Raw genomic sequence first — 20,527 nt, 5'->3', positions numbered from 1 at the left:
CGACGCTCAGGCGGGCGCCTGTCCGGTCGACGCGCGGATCTGCAGGTGGGAGGGCAGCACCACGGCGTCCCCCAGCAGCGGCCGGCCGCCGCCGAGCCGGGCGAGCAGCATGCTGGTGGCCTCCCGCCCGATGCGGCGGCTCGGCGAGGCGACGGTCGTCAGCGGTGGGGAGCAGAAGCTCGCCCCGTAGCTGTCGTCGCAGCCGACGACGCTGAAGTCGTCCGGCACGCGGACGCCGCGGGCCGCCAGCCGGGCCAGCACCCCGATCGCCAGCAGGTCGTTGAAGACCAGCGCGGCCGTCGCGCCCGTGGCCAGCGCCGCGTCGGCGGCGGCCGCCCCGGCGTCGTGGCGCGGGATGAAGTTGATGGTGCTCGTCAGCTCGACGCCGAGCCGCGCGGCCTCCGCGGCGCTGGCCTCCCAGCGCTGCCGGTTCGACTGCGAGCCGGCGGGACCGGCGACGTAGCACAGGCGGGTGTGGCCGAGCGAGACCAGGTGGTCGACCGCCTGGGCGAAGACGGCGGCGGTGTCGGAGCTGACCGACGGGACGCCCGGGACGCTGCGGTTGATCGTGACCATCGGCAGCGTGCCGGCCACCTCGCCGAGCTGCTCGTCGGTGAGCCGGGTCGCCGCGAGGATCGCCGGGGTGCCGTTGCCGGCCAGCATCTCCAGCGAGGTCAGCTCGGCGATCGCCGACTGCTCGGTGTCGAACAGCATCGCCGCGTAGCCCGAGTCGCGCAGGCGCTCCTGCGTCCCGCGGATCACGTCGAAGTAGTACGGGTTGGTGATGTCGGGGATCAGCACCGCGATCGCGCCCTGGCCGCCGGGGCGCGTCTTGGCGGGCGGCGGGTGGTGGTAGCCGAGGTCGCGGGCGGCGTCCAGCACGACCTTGCGGGTCTCCGCGCTGATCCGGTTCGGCGTGGTCATCACGCGCGAGACGGTCGAGACGGCGACGCCGGCGCGCTCGGCCACATCGCGCATGCGCACGGGTTCCTTCGCCATGGGGGCCTCTCCTGACCGGGGTACAACACCATTCTTGCAGTCCCGACCAACGCGGGAGCGGGGCGGACGACACCGCATCCACCCCCGCCCCGCTCCGGGGTCGCTAGAAGCGGCCCTGCTCGATGAGGCGCGTCCGCTCGGCCTGCAGCGCGACGTCGCGCGGGTAGACCTTGTAGAAGACGAACCAGTAGATCGCGTTGAGGAAGTACGGGATGCAGACGCCGATGAGGATGGTGAGCTGCAGGCTGCCGATGGCGTCGGCGACGATGCCCACGGCCAGCGAGTAGACGACGTTGATGCCGCCCTGGATGAACGAGAACAGCACCGCGAACGAGGTGGCCGAGAGCTGCTTGGGGCACACCGACGAGATCATCGGGAGCACGCAACCGGAGAAGCCGATCGAGAAGATCAGGCCCATCAGGAACACCATGGCGAAGTAGGCGATGCTCGGGTCGTTGGTCTTGAGCACGTCCTTGCTGGGCAACGGCGTGACGTCGGGGTCCCACCACGTCGCGAAGTACATGGTGAGGGCGATGATCGTGCCGAACGCGACGCAGTAGATCTGGAACAGCATGATGCGGCCCTTGTGCCCGAACCACCGCACGAACCGGTCGGCCAGCATGCCGCCCACGAACGCCGAGATCATGGAGCCGACCGCGAACACCGTCTGGAGGTAGGCGCCGTTGGTGACGCCGTAGCCCAGGTCGCGCGCCCACACCTGCCCCATGAACCCGAACAGCACCAGCGAGGTGACGAGCAGCAGCATCGGCGCGATCAGCGCGACGGTGGGGATCTTGAACAGCTTGGCGGCGTCCGACAGCTTGAACATGCCGGCGTCGGACTTCAGCTCGCTCTGGTCCGCGGCGGAGACCCGCTGCGGCTCGTGCAGGAAGAGCAGGATCAGCACGCCCGAGACGACCGACAGGCCACCCATCGTCATGAAGGCCCAGCGCCACCCCTCGGGGTTCTGGCCGAACTGGCCCAGCAGCGGGGTGATGACGAAGCCGAGCCCGCCGGCCACCGACCGGACGGTGCCGAACGCCTTGCCGCGCTCCGAGCGGCGGTAGAGCGAGCCGAGCAGGCCGTTGATGATCGGTTCGGACGCCACGGTGCCGATCAGCGAGACCCCGTAGATGAGCAGCAGCATGTTCCAGTTCGGGGCGAAGCCCGCGGCGATCGTCCACACGCCCCACAGGCCCGTGACGACGAAGAGGACGGCCTTGCGACCGAAGCGGTCCGCGACCATCGCCCAGATCGGTCCGAACAGCATGCGGGCGGCGTTGCCCATCGCGTTCAGCAGGCCGAGCTCGGTGTTGCCGAGCCCGAACGCGGCCATGATCTGCGGGAAGAACGTGCGGGTGATCCCGCTCTCGGACCCGTCGATGGCCTGGGCGGTGCCCAGCGCGACCGTGCCGCCGAGGCGTCCACGGGGCTGGACGAAGTCGCGCTCGTCGTCGAACTCGTCACCGTCCAGGACGCTCACCCCGGCGGGGGTGAGGGCCGCGATGTCGTCGGTGCCGGGGACCTGCGTGGACCCGGCGAGCGGGTCGCCCTCGGGCCGGTAGTTGGTGTCGGGCATGGCCCAGTACCTCTCTCTTCGTTGAAACAGGGGGTCGTGCGGGTCCCGGTGGGGCCGGGCGGGCGGCGTCCGGGGTCGGACGGCCGGCCGGGGACGCCGGCGCGCGGCGTCCCGGGGTGGTCAGTAGCCGATCGAGGCGAGGTAGGCGCGCGAGTCGGCGATGCAGTCGAACGGGTCGCGACCGTAGGTGTCGTCCTGCTCGATGAAGAGGAACTCGGCACCCGCGCGCTCGGCGGCGGGCAGCAGCGCCGGCCAGTCCATGTTCCCCTGCCCCACCTCGGCGAACTGGGCGAGGTTGAGGAACGCCTGGAAGCCCGCCGCGAAGTCGCCGGCGGCCATCTTCTCGATCGCGTCGGCGGGCAGCGGCGTGACCCGGAAGTCCTTCACGTGGATCAGCTTGCAGACGCCGGCGTAGCGCTCGAGCATCGCCAGCGGCGCCATGCCGCCCCGCTGCACCCAGTGCAGGTCCACCTCGAAGAACAGGCTCGGAGCCACCCGGCGCACGATGTCGAAGATCCGCTCCCCGTCGAACTGCGCCAGGTCCACGTGGTGGTTGTGGTAGCACAGCGTGATGCCCTCGGCGGCCAGCCGCTGCGCGGCCTCTTCGCACTCGGCCGCCCACGCCTCGCACGCCTGCTTCGACGCCATGGCGGTGAACGGCATCATGCCGATGCGGACGTAGCGCGTCCCCAGGCGGCGGCAGTCGGAGACGATCTTGTCGAAGTGCTCGGCCAGGTTGTCCCCGGTCACGACGGGGCCGGGCGTGAGCGCCACCGACAGGGCGCCCACCTGGACGCCGAGTTCGGCCACGCCACGCTCCAGGTCGGCGGTGTTCGCCTCGTCCATCGGGATCTGGCTCACCTCGACGGCGTGCAGGTCGAGGTCCGCGAGGCGCTGCAGCACCGCGAACATCCCCTGGTCGGCGACCTGCTCCTTGAGCATCATCATCTGGACTCCCAGCACGGCCATGGTGCTGCTCCCTTCCTACTTGTGGGTCGGACGTCTGCGTCCGGTCTCGGTGGTGGCCGGACGGGCGAGCGTCCGGGTGGTGCGTGGTCGTGCTGCGGACGGCACGCGCAGGGGCGTGGGTCGCGTCCGGAACAGCCGTGGGTTCCGGCCGGGACGCCGACGCCCGCAATGGGTCGGGGTCGGCGTCCCGGGCGGAGATCAGCGGGTGGGGAACGTCCCCTCGGCGGCGATGCGGCGGTTCAGCTCGGTCAGGTAGGCGTCCTCGTCGAAGTCCGCCAGCGACACCTCCTCGCCCAGCCAGCTGGACAGGTGGATCGCGTTGGCGAGCCGGACGCCGTGGATGCCGTCCGCGCCGGGGGCGAGCAGTTCCTCCTCGCCCTGGACGGCGGCGGCGAAGTTGCGCAGGACCTCGACGTGCTGGGCGCCCCACACGCTGCCGTAGTCCTTCTCCTCGGTGGTCATCAGCTCGGCGCGGTCGAGCTGGCCGGTGAACAGCCGGCGGACCGCGTCCATGTCGAGGTTCCGGCTGAGCGCCTGCTCGTCGTCGGTCAGGCGCGTGATCCGCACGCTGCTGGAGTTCTCGACGACGATCTTGCCGCGGTCGCACAGGATCTCGAGGCGGTCGGTGCCGTCGAGGTCGTGGGTGGCCGTGATGAAGGAGCCGGTGGCGCCGTCGCCGAAGTCGACCAGGGCGTTCACCTCGTCCTCGACCACGATGTCGCGCTTGAACCCGTAGGCGCACTTGGCGAACACCGACGTCGGGACGCCGCACAGCCACTGCCACAGGTCGAGCTGGTGCGGGGCCTGGTTCACCAGGACGCCACCGCCCTCACCGCCCCACGTGGCGCGCCAGTCGGACTGGTCGTAGTAGCCCTGGGGGCGCCACCAGGTGGTGATCGTCCAGGAGGTGTGGCGCAGGGCGCCGAGCTCGCCGGAGTCCAGCAGCGCCTTGAGGTCCTTGTACAGCGGGTTGGTGCGCTGGTTGAAGAACACGCCGAACTGGAGCTCGGGGTGGCGCTCGGCCACCTCGATCAGGTCGCGAACCTGCGCGGTGTACACGCCCGCAGGCTTCTCGACGAGGGCGTGCACGCCGTTCTCGAGGGCGTGGATGCCCATCTCGGGGTGCAGGTAGTGCGGGACCGTGGTGACGACGGCGTCGACCGTCCCGGACTCGATCAACTCCCGGTGGTCGGCGAAGAACGGGACGCCGAGCGCGGCGAACCGGTCCTGCTTCTCGGGGAGGATGTCGCAGATCGCTCCCAGGGTCATGTTCGGGACCATCCCCTTGGCCAGGAAGTCGGCGTACATGCCGCCCTCCGCGCCCAGTCCGATGATGCCGAGACGAACCTTCTCCGTCATGAACAGCTCCTTCGCCGTCGTTCGGTGGTGGCGTCAGCGAACCATGGCCCGGCAGTGTTCGTGCATCGTTTCCGGCAAGTTGCATTTGCTTGCCATGATGTTGCGCTCGCGGAAGGTCGGGGAGATCCCTCGCTACGGGTGGGCCTGCGCGGGGTCGGGCTGCCAAGATGAGGTCATGGGTGATGCGGCGCGCGAAGTCCTGACGTGGGATCGGTTCGGGGAGGCGGCGCGCGATCTGGCGCGCCAGGTCGTCGACTCGGGCTACCGGCCGGACGTGGTGCTCTCGATCACGCGGGGCGGCTTGCTGCCGGCCGGGGCGATCGCGTACGCGCTGGACCACAAGAACATCCACATCATCAACGTCGAGTTCTACACCGGCGTCGACCAGCGACTTCCCCAGCCCATCTTCCTGCCGCCCCTGCCGTCGACGAACTACCTCGACGACCGCACCGTCCTGATCATCGACGACGTCGCCGACACCGGCGAGACGCTGCGGATGGTCCGCGACTTCTGCGACGAGCACGCCTCGGAGTCGCGCACGGCCGTCCTGTACGAGAAGCCGCGCTCGGTGATCGCGTGCGACTACGTGTGGAAGCAGACCGACGAGTGGATCGCGTTCCCCTGGTCGTCCCTGCCGCCGCTCACCACCCCGACCCGCCTGGACAACTAGCCGCTCACTCTTGGGACCAACCGCCCGCGTTTGCGACCAGCCGCTCACTCCTGGAACCAACCGCCCCCGTCTGCCACGAGCAGCCCCCGTTTGCGACGAACCGCTCGCCCTTGCGACAAGCCGCTCGCTTTTGAAACCAACCGCCCCCGTCTGCCACGAGCAGCCCCCGTTTGCGACGAACCGCCCGCGTTTGCGACAAGCCGCTCACTCCTGGAACCAACCGCCCCCTTTGGGTGCAGACGCCCCCGTTCCAGCGGGGGCGTCTGCACCGAAAGGGGGCGGGAAGTTGCTCCCCGTCCGAGCAGTGGACGCCTCCGCGGCGTCACCGGCCGAGGCGTGATGCTGCCAGCGCTCAGGCTGCCGGAACTCGGTGCGCAGCACGCTGCGGAGCGCAGCCGACCACTTCAGTCGGCCCTCGAGCCGGCCACCCATCGGTGTCGAGCCGGTCACTCATCGGTGTCGAGCCGGTCAGCTCAGCTTGGTGTAGAGGTCGGTGCCGGCCACGATGGCCGTGACCAGACCCGCGGCGGCGCCGGCGCCGGACGCGACGCCGAAGCCCAGGGCGAGCGGCAGCGCGACCACTCCCACCGTGACGCCCGCCAGGACGTCGCGGAACCACGAGCGGCGCAGCCCTTGGTAGTCGGCCGGACGCGGCAGCAGGCCGGTCAGCCCGGCCAGGTGCGTGCCCACGCCGTCAGCGAACCGGACGGCCTTCTCTCCCACGGTGTGCCGAGGTGGCTGCACCCGATAGTCCCTCTTCACCCCGGTGGGTCCTTCCTTCTGTCTCCCGCGGCCCTATGGCTCCCGCGGCGCCCCGATCAGCTCGCTCGTGATCGCGGTGAAAGCCGCCCAGTCGGCGCGTAGCCGGTCGAGCTCGCGGCGTCCGGCGGCGGTGATGGTGAAGAACTTCCGCCCCGGCCCGCCGTTGCCCTCGCGCCACGCCGACGTGACCAGGCCGCCCTCCTCGAGCCGGCCGAGCAGCGGATAGAGCGTCCCGCCCTTGATGCGGCCCAGGCCCGCGTCGTCGAGTCGCTGGGCGATGACGTAGCCGTAGGTCTCCCCGTCGGCGATGATCGCCAGCACGGACGCCTGCAGCAGGCCCCGCAACCACTCCGCCGGCCACCTGTCCGAGATCACCTGATGATGGTGCCGCTATCTAGGTTGGGACGCGAACTAGTGCGTCCCTGCTGCGGCGCGTGGCGGCGCCGCGGGGACCAGCGGCGCGCAGCGCAGCCCGGCACCCCTGTCGCTCCGCGCAGATCAGCACCGCCCACCCGGAGTGCGGCGGCCCGGCGTCTCGGAGCGGCGGTCCGGACAGGGCGCGCCCTCTTACCCGCGGCCGATTCAGGACAGGCGCTCGGCCAGTGACACGACGATCCGCTCGGGGCCGCGGATCGCGGCCATCAACCACGCCGTCGTGCTCGCCCACGCCCCCGACGAGGCCGTAGCCGAGTTCCGCCGCCCGCGCGACCGCCCCGGGAAGGTCGTCCACCTGGAAGGTGACGCTCCGCAGCCCCACCTCGTTGGCGGGGGCGTCCGGGGAGCCGGGCACCCCGGCGGGGCTGTCGAAGCGGGCCAGCTCGAACCCCGGACCACCGCCCGGCGGGGTGAGCAGGACGATCTCCGTGCGGGTGTCCGGGATGCCGACCACCGCGTCCAGGAACGGCCCCTCGAGCGGCGTCCGACCATCCTCGTGCAGGCCCAGCGCGACGAAGAAGGCGGCGGCACGGTCGAGGTCGAGGACGGTCATTCCGACGTGGTCCAGGCTGCGGATGTACGACATGGCGTCTCCGATCGGTGGGTGTCGTTCGATGCTCCTCCCCCGCGATCTCCGGGCGCAAGAGTGGATAATGTCAGAGTGACGTGAAAGGGTGTGCCCATGCGACTCACCACCACGCAACGCAACCGCGCCGGCGGCGTCCTGCTGGGCCAGGCGATCGGGGACGCCCTCGGCGTCCCGTACGAGTTCGCGCCGCGCATCGCGGCCGGACGCGCCCAGATGATCGGCGGCGGGCTGGGACCCTACGCGCCCGGCGAATGGTCCGACGACACCCAGATGGCCGTCTGCATCGCCGAGGTGACCGCGGCCGGCGGCGTCGACGAGGCCGCCATCGCGGACCGCTTCGTGACCTGGATGGCCGAGGGCGCCACCGACATCGGGGCCCAGACCGCATCGGTCCTGGGCCGGGCGCGACGCTCCGCGGGAGGCGTCCTGCCGGCCATGCTGGACGCCTCCGCGGAGGGCGCGGCCGCCGACCGGGCGGGCAACGGCGCGCTGATGCGGACCGGCGTCGTCGGACTGGTCGCCCTGGACGATCCCGAGCAGACGGCCGACGCGGCCCGCCGGATCGCTGCCCTCACCCACGCGCACCCCCTCTGCGTCGAGTCGTCGGTGCTGTGGTCGGAGGCGGTGCGCGTCGCCGTGACCGAGGGCCGACTCGACGTCCGGGCGGGGCTCCCCCTCCTGCCGGCGGCCACGCGCGCCGACTGGCTGGCCCGCATCGAGGACGCCGAGGCCCATCCCCCGAGGCCTTCAGGCCCAACGCATTCACCGTGACGGCGCTGCAGGCGGCCTGGAGCGCGATCCATTGGACCCGCGACGCGGAGGGTCCCGACCACGTGGAGGCGGCCCTGCAGGCGGCGATCGCGATCGGGAACGACACCGACACCGTCGCGGCGATCGCCGGCGCCCTGCTGGGGGCCCGCTACGGCGTCTCCGGGCTGCCCACGGACCTCGCGCGTCGCGTCCACGGCTGGCCGGGACTGCGCGGGCGCGACCTGGTTCGGCTGGCGCTCGCCACCGCCGGCGAGCCCGAGGACCGCTTCGGGCTCACCTCGATGCTCACCGGACGGGAGCGTCCGCTGGGTGTGCCGCACCCCGACGACCCCGGCGTCCTGCTGGGGACCGAGGCCGACCTGGCCCGCTGCGCCGAACTCGGCGTCACGGCCGTGGTCTCGCTCTCGCGGGTGGGCGTCCTCGACCTCGCCGCGGCGGGCGTCGGGCCGGGGCGGCATGCCGAGGTGTGGCTCCTGGATTCGGACGACCCCCGCGAGAACGCCGACCTGTCCTGGACGCTGGCGGACGCCGCCCGCACGGTGGCATCGCTGCGCGACGCCGGCGAGCGCGTCCTGCTGCACTGCGTCGCCGCCGAACACCGGACGCCGTCGGTCGCCCTGGCCTACAGCCGCCTGCGGGCGCGCCGCCGGGGGCGTCCGGGCGGATCGAGGCCGCGGTCGGGCATGGGGTCTCCGGGCTGCTGTGGCAGACCGCCCGGGCACTCCCGTCGCGGAGTTGAGGAAGCCAGGCGCTGGGTGAGGCACTCGGGGAGAGACGGGCGAGATTGACCCGTCGTCGGACGGTCCGCCCGGCTCGGGACCTCACCGCACGGACCACCCGCAGCCGTCCTGGCACCGCACGGACCACCCGCGTGGACACGTCACCGCACGGGCCGCCGGCGGAAGGTCCGGCGACCGCGGACTACCCTGCCCTCATGTCCGAACATGCGTGCTGCGGCCCCACCCGAGACGCCACCGGGGCGCCGCCCGCGCCCGGAACGCCCCCCGCGCCCGCACAACCCTCCGCCGAGCCTCCGGCCGGCGCCCACCGCATTGAGCAGGCGCACGTGCCGGCCGGCGTCCTGGCGATGGGCGACCACAACGGTGACCACAACGAGTTCGACGGCGAGTTGCCGGTCCACGAGGTCCGGCTCGAGGCGTTCGACATCGACGCGACGACGGTCACCAACGCCGACTTCGCCGTCTTCGTGGACGCCACGGGGTACGTCACGGAGTCGGAGCGGTTCGGCTTCTCGGCGGTGTTCCACCTGCTGGTGCGGGCCGACCGGGCCGACATCGTGGGACGTCCCGGCCAGACGCCCTGGTGGCTCGGCGTCCGGGGGCCGACTGGCGCCACCCCGGCGGGCCGCTCTCCGACCTGGACGGCCTGGACGACCACCCCGTCGTGCAGGTGAGCTGGAACGACGCGGCGGCCTACGCCGCCTGGGCCGGGCGCGCGCTCCCCACCGAGGCCCAGTGGGAGTGGGCCTCACGCGGCGGCCTGGTCGGCGCCCGGTTCCCCTGGGGCAATGACCTGCGTCCGGACGGAGAGTGGCGCTGCAACATCTGGCAGGGCACGTTCCCCACCGTGAACACGCGCGAGGACGGCCACCTCGGCACCGCCCCCGTGCGGGCCTACCCGCCCAACGACTACGGGCTGTTCCAGACGGTCGGCAACGTCTGGGAATGGTGCGCCGACTGGTTCGCGCCCGACACCTACACCGACGCCCCGGTCACCGACCCGCGCGGCCCCGCCCGCGGCGACGCCCGCGTGCTGCGCGGCGGTTCCTACCTGTGCCACGACAGCTACTGCAACCGGTACCGCAACGCGGCCCGCTCTCAGAACACCCGCGACTCCGCCATGGGGAACGCGGGGTTCCGCACGGTGGGGCGTCCGGGCTGACGGCCGAGCGGCATACCCACGCAGCGGCCGCGCAGCGAACCTGACCCGGCGCGTCAAGTGTTCACGGCGCCCACGCTCAAGGGGGTACGTCGCCAGAGCCACCTCGATGGCCGCAGGGTCGCACGGAGACAGCCAGCACCCAGTCCCGATAGACGTGGTGCAGCCCTTCGATAAACGGCCGCCGCCGCGCCTGAGAGTCGCCCCGCCGCGGTCCGCTGATCGCGGAGAGGTCGGCAACTCGCGCACGTCAAGTATCGGACCGAAGAACCCTTCCCGACTCCGCGCGAAGCAGAGGGATGACAGTTGCTGCCCACGTGCGGGAGCGGAGCAACGCGAGCGGCCCGCAAACGTTCGAGGAGAGCTCGTCCGGTCGGGCCTTCGATGCACCGCCTGAGGATGGCGATGATGGGTTTACTGTTCTCGGCGACGACGAGGGCTTGGCGTTCGGGGAGTTGCCGGATCTTCGATGCGCAGAATCGGGATGTCCTCCCCATAGATCGAGCGGGCGCCGCGTCCGGTTCGCAGAGTGGTGCGCGGGACGCGGACGGTGCCGACGAGAGTCGGAGATCTCCTGGTTGAAGGCAACGTCCTTGCTGTCGCCGAACACGACATCACCTGGGTGAGCCCGAACAGGGCCTTGGCTTCGGAGTCGCCGAAGATCGCCGACAACTGCCGCCAAGCTTGAGCGGCGTAAGTGAAGGAGATCCCCAGGGCACATTTCGTTGGACATCTGCGTCCGGAGCGTGGGCAGCGGAGCGGTGGAGGCAACTCCTCCAGGCATGCCAACGTCAGCGGGCACAACCCGTCCCGCGGCGAGGTGTCCGCCAGCGCGAGAGCCGGGTCGCGAACGTGTTCGGCGAGGGCGGTCATCAGGGGGGACGCCGACGCGTGGGGGTCGCCGCGGCCGAGTAGGTAGATCGTGCGTCGCCTCAGGGGAGGCCGTGTCAGAACGGGGCTGCGTGGGGGCCTTCATGCAGGATCTCCGACGGTTCGGTCGTGGCCAAGCGTGGGGCGACCCAGCGGAGCACGTCGTCGAGGGTGCGTCCGGTGAACGCGGCGGCGTGGAGGTAGGCCGGAAAGACCCAGTCGGCTTCGGCTGGGTTGAGGCGGGCGGCGCTGTCACCGTGTCCCGCAATGATGGAGGCTTTGGCGGTGCCGGCGGCGAACGCCTTGGCCAGACGTTCGGCGACCAGGGGGTCGACGCAGCCGGCGACCGGGTCGCAGACGAGTCCGGGGAGCACGGCGGTGAGCCCCAAAGGCCGAAGCTGCGGGGCACGCGCCTACGCCTCGACCAGGTGCACATCGGAAGCCGTGACTGGCGTCGTCGTGTCCATGGTGCTGCGCTCGTCGCGGCCGCTCCTTCTGAACTGGGGCTCTCATCCACCAGAAGGTCGCCGCCCTCATCGCCCAGGGCATCGGACGCCTCCGCCACGGCCACACCCGCTTCGACCTGCTCTGGACCGTCTGGTCCATCCCCTGGGACCTGATCCGCGGCCTCGCCCACACGATCGGACGCCGCCTCGCCTGGATCCCGCTGGTCCAGTTCGCCTGGCGCACCAGGTTCGTCGTCGACACCATCGCCGTCGTCCTCGAAGCCCAGGCCGGGCGCTGGCCGTCGCCGGTCGTGATCGCCGCGTTCCTCAGCCTCAGCTACCTGATGCCTTACTGCCGGGGCGTGTGGGATCGACGACTCTGCGACGCTTCCGACGACCGCAACGCAGATGACATTGCCATGGTCGGTCATCCGCTGCCGAGGGCGGAGGGTCGCGTTCGGTAGTCGACCCGAGCAGCTTGTGGCCTACCATCCGACCATGGCCACGATCCCCCAGCTCAGCAGGCTTTCGTCCCTGGACGTCAGGGAGGTTTGGCCCCACGAGGCGCACCACTTCACCCAGTGGCTTCTCCAGAACGCCGATGTTCTCTCGGATGTCCTGGGTATGGATCTCGAACTCACCCAGGCCGAGAAGCCGGTCGGCGGGTTCTCCCTGGACCTCATCGGGAAGGACCTTCAATCAGGCGCCACCGTCATCGTCGAGAACCAGTTGGCGACGACGGACCACTCGCACCTCGGCCAGCTTCTGACGTATGCGGGTGGCACGGATCCTTCGACGGTCGTCTGGTGCGCGCCAGCTTTCCGCGAGGAGCACCGCGCTGCGCTGGACTGGCTCAACGAGCACACCGATGAGGGGATCAGGTTCTTCGGCGTGGAGATCTCAGCCGTTCGGATCGGTGACTCGGCGCCGGCGCCGCTCTTCCGGCTGGTCGCGAACCCGAACGACTGGGCCAAGCGCGTCCATTCCCAGAAGGCGGCCTCCCAAGCGTCGGCGTCACCGCGCAGCGAGGCGTACGAAGCCTTCTGGACGTACCTGCTCAAGCGCATCCACGAGGAGCGCCCGGCCTGGACCAGTGCCAGGACGCCCTCACGAGACAGCTGGATGACGCTGCCCTTCGGGGCCAGTGAGATCTGGTACGCCTTCGCGTTCGCCTCGCCCTCGCGACCGCGCATCGAGCTCTACTTCGGCTCCCCGGACGCCGACCGCAACGAGGCAGCGTTCAAGGTGTTCGAGTCGAGGCGTCAGGACTTGGAGGCCGGGTTCGGCGAGCCACTGGACTTCCAGCCCTTGGAGGGCAAGAAGGCTTCCCGGATCGTTGCCTGGGGGCCCACGACGCACACAATCATGGATCCTGCGCAACACCCGCAGGTGGCGGGCTGGTTCATCGAGACCATGACCCGGTTCCGTCAAGTCACCCAGGCATTCAAGAGCGCGACAGCCCACCAGCCCACCGCAGCGCCACTGGCGACAGAAGGGATCTGAAGCAACGTGGACACCTTCAAGAGGACACCGCTGGAGTTGTTCAGCCTGCCACAGCACTTTCTCGTGCCTCTCTTCCAGCGCCCGTATGTCTGGCGACAGGAGGAGCAATGGGAGCCGCTGTGGAAGGACATCTGCCGCGTCGTCGACGTCAGGATGAACGCGCCGCACCTGAGCGCCAAGCACTTCTTGGGTGCCGTGGTCTTGCAGGCGCATGAGGCGTCACTCGTCCGACTCAACACGTGGAACGTCATTGACGGTCAGCAACGGCTCACCACTCTCCAGCTGCTCGCGGACGCCGCGGCGTCCGTCTTCGCTGAGGCCGGCCTTGCTCGCCTGAGCAGCCAGTTGGAGGGCCTCACGCACAACCCCGCAGCCTTCGTCCTGGAGGGTGACGGCTCGCTCAAGCTGCGACACCTCAACAGCGATCGCGAGGCTTTCGAAGAGGTGATGAGCGCCGAGGCACCCGTCGACCACACCTCGTTGAAGCACGCCGAGTCGCGGCTGGTGCAGGCTCACGCCTACTTCACCGTGGTGCTTCGGCAATGGCTGGGTGCCCCCGGAGCCGGCCAGTTCGAACTGAGGGCAGAACACCTCACGCAGGTGCTCCTTAGCGACCTCCAGCTGGTGACCATCCAGCTCACTGCGACCGAGAACTCCCAGGAGATCTTCGAGACGCTGAACGCTCGGGGCACCCCGCTCACCGCTGCTGATCTGGTGCGCAACTTCGTCTTCCAGCGGCTCGAGGCTGAAGGCGCGGACGTGAAGAAGGCCTACCGAGAGCACTGGCCGTTCGAGGCGCGCTTCTGGACGAAGGAGGTCAGCGTCGGCCGATACTTCGTCAGCCGGAGTTCGCTGTTCCTCAACCAGTGGCTGATGGCGCGTCTGGGCGAGGAGATCGGTCCTCAGTCCACCTTCACCGCGTTCAAGGCCTACATCGAGCACCGCCCCCAGGTCCGGATGGTCGACCTGCTCCCGGTGTTGCAGCAGCAGGCCCACCAGTACGAAGCGTGGATGGTCGCCGCGAGCCGCCCCAGCGGCACCCTGGATGTGGTGGAGCGCAACGTCTACCGGATGCAGGCAACGAGCACCGAGGTCCTCAAGCCTCTGCTCCTCTGGCTTCACGAGCCGGGCCGCGGGGTTCCGGCGCACGTGGTGAAACGCGTCGTCACCGCCGCTGAGAGTTGGGTGCTCCGTCGCCAACTGCTTCGTCTCCCTGGATCAGACCTCGGTCGCATCGTCGCCGACGTGATTCGGTCGCACTCTGGCGCTCCGACCGACGAATTGGCCGATCGCGTGATCGCCCACCTGTCTCGCCTGAACGTGTCTAGCACCTACTGGCCCGGTGACGCGGAGGTGAGGTCGGCGCTTCTCACCGAGCCGATCTTCCGTCGGTTTCCTCGTGCGCGGACGCGCGCCATCCTGGAGGCCATCGAGGATGATCTCCGCTCCGAGACGAAGCAGTCGCAGGTCGAGCGCGCGTTATTCCCCATCGAGCACGTGCTGCCCAGGGCATGGCACGACCACTGGCCGGTTGAGACCCCTCAGCAGGCGGACGACCGCCAAGCGCACGTTCATCGCCTCGGCAACCTGACTCTGCTCACCACCTCGCTCAACTCCAAGGTCTCGAACGGACCCTGGCTAGCCAAGCGCAAGGCGTTCCTCCAGCACAGCACCATCAACATGACAGGACGGTTGGTCGAACGAACAGAGAGCGTCCCATGGAGCGAGGAGCTCATCGATGCCCGCACTGAGGAGATGATCGATGCGATCCTCCGCATCTGGCCGGTCCCGACCGGTCACACGGGTGAGGTCGTTGATCCTCAGGCCAAGACCGGCGATTGGGTGGGGCTCAAACACCTGCTCGGAGCCAAACTGCTGTCTGCTGGGGAGGTGATCGTGGCCGGGACAGGTGACCAAGCCCACCGCGAAGCCGTCATCACGCCGGATGGCCTGCTCTCAATCGACGGGCGGGTGTTCGACACCCCGAGTGGTGCGGCGAAGCACGTCCGCGGAGTAGCCACCAATGGATGGTCCTTCTGGAGGCTTCCCGACGGACGCCGACTCAGGGACGTTCGCGCCGCGTTCAGCGCGGGTGACGTTGATGTGTCCACGACCGAGGACGGCCGGTCCTGAGAGCCACGACCGTCGGCGACGCGTGGGGACGCGGCGAACGCGGACGTCATGCCGCTCGACGGTTGGCCACTGTCAGGTCAGTTGACCGATATCAGGCTGACGTTGTCTCGGCATGACTCGGTGTGTCCGGGGTGCGACACGGCGGACGGCTTGTTCACTAGCCTGAGGTCATGCGCCGGCCCGGACCTCAGGAACGCGACACGTGTCGCGACTTCGTGGTGCCGGCCCTCGAGTCTGCCGGGTGGCAGTCGGAGCAGGTGGCCGAGCAGTTTCCTGTTGCCGCGCAACGGGTGGCGACCCTCGGCGGGGTGACGCGCGAACTCGGGTCCGGCTTGATCGACTACGTGCTCGAAGCGGCCCCCGGTCTCATGACGGCAGTCGTGGAGGCCAAGCGCGAGTATCGGGCTGCCTCCGATGGTCTGCAACAGGCGCTGCGGTACGCGCAGCAGTTGGACGTCCCGCTCGCGTATGCGACCAACGGCGTGGAGATCATCGAGCACAACCTCCGGACCGGCCGCGAGCGCCGGGTGTCCGAGTTCGCGGCGCCGGCCGTGGCCTGGGACGAATACCAGCTACTCCACCGGCTGCAGACCGCGGACTCCGGGCTGGTTCGGCAGCCCCTCAACCGCGGACGGCGTAACGCTGCCGGTGAGGTGATCACGCCGCGTTACTACCAGGCCGTCGCGATCAACCGGGTGCTCGCGGCCATCGCCCGCGGGGACCGGCGCGTGTTGCTACTCATGGCCACCGGTACCGGCAAGACGTTCACGGCCATGCAGATCGTGGCCAAGCTGCGCGCCTACGAAGCCGCCGTCCGGCCCCAGCGGAACTACCGGGTGCTCTACCTCGCGGACCGGGACCAACTCCTGTCGCAGCCGATGCGCAAGGACTTCACGCCGGCGTTCGGCGGCGAGCTGCTCAACCGTGTCCGGGGTGGCGTCGACACCAGTCGCGAGATCTACTTCGCGACGTATCAGGCGCTGGCAGCCGGCGGCGATCGGGATTCGCTGTTCGAGGCGTTCCGGCCGGACTTCTTCGATCTGGTGATCGTCGACGAGTGCCACCGGGGCAGCGCTGAGGAGAACTCGGCCTGGCGCGCCGTCCTGGACTACTTCGCCGACGCGGTCCAGCTCGGGCTCACGGCGACACCACGCAGCGACCGCGTCAACAGCTACGACTACTTCGGCAACCCCGTCTACCGCTACACGTTGCGCCAAGGCATCGAGGACGGCTTCCTGGCTCCCTACCGGGTGCGCCGAGTCATGCTCTCCCCGGATGCCGAGGGCTGGGAGCCGGCCCCTGGGCTGCTCGATCGCCTGGGACGTGAGGTGCCCGAGGGCGTCTACTCCACGCGCGACTTCGAACGCGTCGTGGCCCTCCTGGCCCGGACCCAGTTGGCCGCGCGGCACCTGTCGGGGATCCTCCGCCGAGACCCCACCGCCCGCTGCATCGTGTTCTGCGTCGATACCGAGCACGCCGACGAGATGCGCCGCGCCTTGGTTGACGAGAACCCCGACCTGATCGCCACCGACCCCGAATGGGTGGTCCGCATCGTGGGGATTGAGGGTGAGAAGGAGCGGCTGCTCGGCGACTTCACCGACCCGGACAAGATCAGCCCCGTCGTGGCGACGACGTCTCGCCTGTTGTCGACCGGGGTAGATGTCGAGGACCTCAAGTTCGTCGTCCTGTTCCGCCCCGTCGGCTCGATGGTGGAGTTCAAACAGATCATCGGTCGCGGCACGCGGCTCTTCCCCGACAAGGGCAAGACCAGTTTCGAGATCATCGACTACGTCGGCGCCACGGTGTTGTTCGAAGACCCGGCCTTCGACGGCTACCCGACCGACATCACGCGCGAGGTGGTGGACGCCGACGGTGCGGTCGTCCGGGCCGAGCCGGTGGTCCCGGACGGCGAGCGGTCGGTCACCGGCGAGCCGCTCGACGACCCTTCGGTCGAAGAACCCGTCCCTGAGTTCGAGGTGCTTGACCCCCCCGAGGCCGGGTCCGGACGTCCGCCTGGACGCAAGCTGTACGTGGACGACGGCGACTTCCGTGTTGTCGGCGAGGCCCGCCTCGTGCCCGATGTGGCCTCCGGCCGGCTGCTGCTGACCGAGTACGGTGCGTGGGTGCGCGAACGGATCGCCGCCGAGGGCGACGAGGACACGCTGCGGGAGCGCTGGTCGCGGGTCCCGTCGCGGCACGCGCTTGCCTCCTCGTTGGAGGCGCAGGGCATCGACGTGGACAGCCTCGTCGAGTCCGCAGGGTTGACCGACAGCGACCCTCTGGACGCCCTCCTCCAGGTGGCGTGGAACCGCCCGGCCCGCACCCGCTCCGAGCGCGTCCGGCAAGTACGCCAGCAACATGCGGCCGAACTCGCCGCCCAGACCGCAGAAGCGCGGGCCGTGCTCGAGGGTCTGCTCGCCCGCTACGAGGAGTTCGGCGTCACGGACCTGGAGACGACGGAGGTCTTCCGCCTCGAGCCACTGGGCGACCTCGGCTCCCCCGTCGATCTTGCCCGCATCTTCGGTGGGGGCGACGTTCTCCGCGCGCAACTTGAACGCGTCCAGTCGTGGCTCTACGCCGCGTAGAATATCTTTAGTTATCCGCTGTCAGCTAGGATGAAACTAAAGATTCCGTTGAGTTTAGAGTCTGGTAGGCTCTCCGCATGCCGACCCCCCGCCAGGACCTTCGCCGGGCGCTTCACGCCGTGGCGTTCCAGCAGGCGGGCTACTTCACGGCGGCACAGGCGCTGGAGGTCGGCTACTCCTACCAAGCCCAGAAGTACCACGCCGACGCCGGCAACTGGCTCCGGGTCGACCGGGCGCTCTTCCGGCTGCCCGAGTGGCCCGCCGATGCTGACGACGTTTACGTCCGCTGGAGCCTGTGGAGTGACGGACGAGGCGTCGTGTCCCACGAGTCCGCCCTATCGGTCCACGGACTATCCGACGTCGATCCCATCAAGGTGCACCTGACGGTCCCACCGGGGTTCGGCGCCGTCGATGACCTGGTCGCCCTTCATGTCGACGTGTTGACCGAGGACGAGCTCGAACGCCGTCGCGGCTGGGCCGTCACGACCCCCTGCGCACGCTCGTAGATGCTGCAGCGTCAGAGCTGTCACAGGAGCACGTCGACAGGTCGGTGGCGGACGCGCTCCGGCTAGGCCTCACGACACGGCGCCGGCTGCTGCGGGCATCCGCGGACGCCCCCGACCGCGCCGCCCTGCGCCTCGAACGCGCGCTCGCACGGGTTGCTACGGATGAGTGACCCGCGGCTGGTCAGCCTCAGCCACCGGCTCCGCAACATCGCCGCCCAGGAGGGCGTCCCCCCGCAGCGCGTCCGCAACCGGTACGTCTTCCAGCGGGTGCTGGCCCGGCTCGCGCGTGACCCGCGGTGGGTGTTGAAGGGCGGGTTCGGCCTCGAACTGCGCCTGGGTCTCGCGGCGAGGACCACCAAGGATCTCGATCTGCTGCTCACCGAGGTCGCCGGCCTGACTGCCACCGACCTGCAGGACCTGCTCGACCAGGCCCTCGACGTCGACCTTGGCGACGACTGCGCTTTCGGCGTCCGACCGCCCCGGCAAGTGCGCGTCGAGGACGAGCTGCCCTCGACGTGGCGCGTCGTGGTCGACGTCTTCGTAGCCCGGAGCCCGTTCGAAACGGTCACTATCGACGTCGTCACCAAGGCGTCCGAGCCCACCGAAGGCCTGGACGCCGTGGCCGTCCGTCCCATGCTCGGGGGCGAGCCTTTCGCCGTGCGCAGCGTCGACCTGCCGCGCCACGCCGCCGAGAAGCTGCACGCCTACGCGCGGATCTATGCCCACGAGCGGCCGTCCTCGCGGGTGAAAGACCTAGTGGATCTCGCTCTCCTGGTCGAGCAGGACCTCCTCGAACCAGGCGCCTTCGCCCGCGCCGTGGCGGCGGTGTTCGCCGAACGGGACGCCACCGACCCACCGCTCGACCTGCCCGAACCGCCCCGCGACTGGCGGGTGCCCTTCGCAGCCATGGCCTCGGAGATCGGCCTGAGCGAGCGCACTCTCGACGCCGCCGCGGCCCTCGTGCGCCGCTTCTACCTGTCCGCCTTCGATGACGAGGAAACCCAGTGAGCCCAGCCACATCCCCGGCCAAGACCACCCAGGCCCGCCTGCAGGCGGTGATCAACCAGTCGCGCCAGATCATGCGCAAGGACGCCGGACTCAACGGCGAACTCGACCGCCTGCCGCAGCTGGCGTGGCTGCTGTTCCTCAAGGCCTTTGACGACCTCGAGGAGGAACGTGAGGCGCTGGAGGAGGGCTATCGACCGGTCCTCCCGGAGGAGTTCCGGTGGCGCGCATGGGCGTCCGGTAGCGACACGACGGGCGACCCGTTGTTGGTGTTTGTCAACGGCAAGCTGCTGCCCAAGCTGCGCAGCCTTCAAGGGTCAGGGCGCCCTGGTGACCCACGGGACACGCTCGCGCGCGTGTTCCAGGACACGACCAACCGCATGCTGTCGGGGCACCTCCTGCGTCAGCTCGTCGATCAAGTCAACAAGGTGGAGTTCTCCCAGCGGGACGAGATGCACGCCATGGCCGTGTTCTACGAGACCATGCTGCGCGAGATGCGGGACGCCGCCGGCGACTCCGGTGAGTTCTACACCCCGCGTCCGCTGATCCGGTTCATCGTCGAGCAGGTCGACCCGCGCCCCGGCGAGACCGTGCTCGACCCCGCCGCGGGCACCGGCGGGTTCCTCATCGAGGCATACAAGCACATGACCAACGGCAACGTGTCGGCGTCCGAGGTCGAGCAGGTGAAGGCCGGGCTGCGCGGCATCGAGAAGAAGCCCATGCCGCACCTGCTGGGGCAGATGAACCTGCTGCTGCACGGCATCGACCGCCCGAACTTCACCGAGCAGAACTCCCTGAACGTCGGGCTGGCCGAGGTGCGCCGCGCGGGGGTCGATGTCGTGCTCACGAACCCTCCGTTCGGCGGTGAGGAGGAGAAGCTCGTCCAGGAGAACTTCCCCGTGCAATACCGGACCGCCGAAACCGCCTGGCTGTTCCTGCAGTCGGTCATGGCGCGGATCGAACGCAGCGCCACCGGGCGCTGCGGCATCGTCGTGCCCAACTCGGTGCTGTTCGACACCGGCGTGGGCGGCAAGATCAAGGCCGACCTGATGAGCCGGTTCAACCTGCACACGGTGCTGCGGCTGCCCAACGGCGTGTTCGCGCCGTACACGATCATCCCCAGCAACGTGCTGTTCTTCGAGAAGGGCCACCAGGGGCCGGTGTGGTTCTACGAGATCCCCGCCCCGAGGGACGCAAGAACTACACCAAGACCAAGCCGATGCGCTTCGAGGAGTTCGCCGACTGCGCGGCTTGGTGGGGCGGACGCCGCCGCGGGGCCGCGTCGAGAACGATCGGGCGTGGCGGGTCGACGCCGCGACAATCCGCGAAGCGGGCTACAACCTCGACCTCCACAACCCCCACCGACCGGACGACCTCGAGCACCGCTCGCCCAAGGAGTTGGTCGCCGAACTGATCGAGACCGAGCGTGAGTTGCTGAGGCTCTACG

18 protein-coding genes and 1 pseudogene are annotated in these 20,527 nt (G+C 69.7%); 10 read left to right on the top strand and 9 right to left on the bottom strand.

The genetic code is table 11. The annotated features are described in order from the left end of the window. Positions 1 to 6: 6 nt before the first annotated feature. The 4 genes from G7070_RS08325 to G7070_RS08310 all read right to left on the bottom strand — a co-directional run bounded on the left by G7070_RS08325 (position 7) and on the right by G7070_RS08310 (position 4,906). On the bottom strand, positions 7 to 999 hold the full coding sequence (locus G7070_RS08325) for a LacI family DNA-binding transcriptional regulator (protein ID WP_166233351.1): 993 nt from the start codon (positions 997 to 999) through the stop codon (positions 7 to 9). Positions 1,000 to 1,102: 103 nt separating this feature from the next. Continuing rightward, on the bottom strand, positions 1,103 to 2,578 hold the full coding sequence (locus G7070_RS08320; protein WP_166233350.1) for an MFS transporter: 1,476 nt from the start codon (positions 2,576 to 2,578) through the stop codon (positions 1,103 to 1,105). 120 nt (positions 2,579 to 2,698) lie between these two features. After that, complete coding sequence (locus tag G7070_RS08315; RefSeq protein WP_166233349.1) at positions 2,699 to 3,547, bottom strand: sugar phosphate isomerase/epimerase family protein; 849 nt, start codon at positions 3,545 to 3,547, stop codon at positions 2,699 to 2,701. A 198-nt stretch (positions 3,548 to 3,745) separates the two neighbouring features. After that, positions 3,746 to 4,906 carry a Gfo/Idh/MocA family protein gene (locus tag G7070_RS08310; RefSeq protein ID WP_166233348.1) on the bottom strand — a complete coding sequence of 387 codons (1,161 nt, stop codon included), beginning with the start codon at positions 4,904 to 4,906 and terminating at the stop codon, positions 3,746 to 3,748. A gap of 175 nt (positions 4,907 to 5,081) precedes the next feature. Between G7070_RS08310 and G7070_RS08305 the strand changes: the two genes are divergently transcribed. Further along, the gene (locus G7070_RS08305) at positions 5,082 to 5,576 is read left to right on the top strand and encodes a phosphoribosyltransferase (protein WP_166233347.1); all 495 of its coding nucleotides are present in this window, start codon (positions 5,082 to 5,084) and stop codon (positions 5,574 to 5,576) included. 468 nt (positions 5,577 to 6,044) lie between these two features. On the opposite strand, the gene G7070_RS18590 is transcribed toward G7070_RS08305, so the two are convergent. The 3 genes from G7070_RS18590 to G7070_RS08290 are packed head-to-tail and all read right to left on the bottom strand — an operon-like array spanning position 6,045 to position 7,359. After that, positions 6,045 to 6,338: a DUF6408 family protein gene (locus tag G7070_RS18590; RefSeq protein WP_246227559.1), complete on the bottom strand. Its 294-nt coding sequence runs from the start codon at positions 6,336 to 6,338 to the stop codon at positions 6,045 to 6,047. A 33-nt stretch (positions 6,339 to 6,371) separates the two neighbouring features. Then, positions 6,372 to 6,713, bottom strand: coding sequence for a PadR family transcriptional regulator (locus G7070_RS08295; RefSeq protein ID WP_166233346.1), 342 nt, complete (start codon positions 6,711 to 6,713; stop codon positions 6,372 to 6,374). 19 nt (positions 6,714 to 6,732) lie between these two features. Next, positions 6,733 to 7,359 carry a VOC family protein gene (locus G7070_RS08290; RefSeq protein WP_246227557.1) on the bottom strand — a complete coding sequence of 209 codons (627 nt, stop codon included), beginning with the start codon at positions 7,357 to 7,359 and terminating at the stop codon, positions 6,733 to 6,735. 96 nt (positions 7,360 to 7,455) lie between these two features. Between G7070_RS08290 and G7070_RS19225 the strand changes: the two genes are divergently transcribed. The 3 genes and pseudogenes from G7070_RS19225 to G7070_RS19865 all read left to right on the top strand — a co-directional run bounded on the left by G7070_RS19225 (position 7,456) and on the right by G7070_RS19865 (position 10,035). After that, positions 7,456 to 8,133: an ADP-ribosylglycohydrolase family protein gene (locus tag G7070_RS19225; protein ID WP_250645996.1), complete on the top strand. Its 678-nt coding sequence runs from the start codon at positions 7,456 to 7,458 to the stop codon at positions 8,131 to 8,133. Continuing rightward, positions 8,130 to 8,921 carry an ADP-ribosylglycohydrolase family protein gene (locus G7070_RS19220; RefSeq protein ID WP_250645995.1) on the top strand — a complete coding sequence of 264 codons (792 nt, stop codon included), beginning with the start codon at positions 8,130 to 8,132 and terminating at the stop codon, positions 8,919 to 8,921. Before G7070_RS19225 ends, G7070_RS19220 begins: the two co-directional genes overlap by 4 nt. A 146-nt stretch (positions 8,922 to 9,067) precedes the next feature. After that, positions 9,068 to 10,035 (top strand): annotated as a pseudogene (locus G7070_RS19865) (formylglycine-generating enzyme family protein). A 411-nt stretch (positions 10,036 to 10,446) separates the two neighbouring features. Here G7070_RS19865 and G7070_RS19860 read toward each other — a convergent pair. Together G7070_RS19860 and G7070_RS08275 are read right to left on the bottom strand one after the other, a co-directional pair. Further along, on the bottom strand, positions 10,447 to 10,905 hold the full coding sequence (locus G7070_RS19860; RefSeq protein ID WP_431977925.1) for a TraM recognition domain-containing protein: 459 nt from the start codon (positions 10,903 to 10,905) through the stop codon (positions 10,447 to 10,449). A 74-nt stretch (positions 10,906 to 10,979) separates the two neighbouring features. Further along, positions 10,980 to 11,291 (bottom strand): hypothetical protein, encoded by a 312-nt coding sequence (locus G7070_RS08275; protein ID WP_166233345.1) that lies wholly within the window; start codon positions 11,289 to 11,291, stop codon positions 10,980 to 10,982. A gap of 555 nt (positions 11,292 to 11,846) precedes the next feature. On the opposite strand from G7070_RS08275, the gene G7070_RS08270 reads away from it, so the two are divergent. The 6 genes from G7070_RS08270 (at position 11,847) to G7070_RS08245 (ending at position 20,510) form a co-directional block, all read left to right on the top strand. Further along, positions 11,847 to 12,851, top strand: a complete 1,005-nt coding sequence (locus tag G7070_RS08270; RefSeq protein WP_166233344.1) for a DUF4268 domain-containing protein — start codon at positions 11,847 to 11,849, stop codon at positions 12,849 to 12,851. Between the two features lie 6 nt (positions 12,852 to 12,857). After that, positions 12,858 to 14,984: a GmrSD restriction endonuclease domain-containing protein gene (locus tag G7070_RS08265; RefSeq protein ID WP_166233343.1), complete on the top strand. Its 2,127-nt coding sequence runs from the start codon at positions 12,858 to 12,860 to the stop codon at positions 14,982 to 14,984. Between the two features lie 170 nt (positions 14,985 to 15,154). Next, positions 15,155 to 17,569, top strand: coding sequence for an EcoAI/FtnUII family type I restriction enzme subunit R (gene hsdR / locus G7070_RS08260; RefSeq protein ID WP_206080032.1), 2,415 nt, complete (start codon positions 15,155 to 15,157; stop codon positions 17,567 to 17,569). Between the two features lie 77 nt (positions 17,570 to 17,646). Continuing rightward, positions 17,647 to 18,075, top strand: a complete 429-nt coding sequence (locus G7070_RS08255) for a type IV toxin-antitoxin system AbiEi family antitoxin domain-containing protein (protein WP_206080031.1) — start codon at positions 17,647 to 17,649, stop codon at positions 18,073 to 18,075. 267 nt (positions 18,076 to 18,342) lie between these two features. Further along, positions 18,343 to 19,083 carry a nucleotidyl transferase AbiEii/AbiGii toxin family protein gene (locus G7070_RS08250; RefSeq protein WP_166233342.1) on the top strand — a complete coding sequence of 247 codons (741 nt, stop codon included), beginning with the start codon at positions 18,343 to 18,345 and terminating at the stop codon, positions 19,081 to 19,083. Beyond that, the gene (locus G7070_RS08245) at positions 19,080 to 20,510 is read left to right on the top strand and encodes a class I SAM-dependent DNA methyltransferase (protein WP_206080030.1); all 1,431 of its coding nucleotides are present in this window, start codon (positions 19,080 to 19,082) and stop codon (positions 20,508 to 20,510) included. The genes G7070_RS08250 and G7070_RS08245 overlap by 4 nt, the downstream gene beginning before the upstream one ends. Positions 20,511 to 20,527: the final 17 nt, after the last annotated feature.

The sequence above is a fragment of the Propioniciclava coleopterorum genome (genome assembly GCF_011393335.1).
Lineage (GTDB): Bacteria > Actinomycetota > Actinomycetes > Propionibacteriales > Propionibacteriaceae > Propioniciclava > Propioniciclava coleopterorum.
The sequence above is the reverse complement of the archived record's forward strand: the minus strand, read 5'-3'. Positions and strand labels throughout refer to the sequence as shown.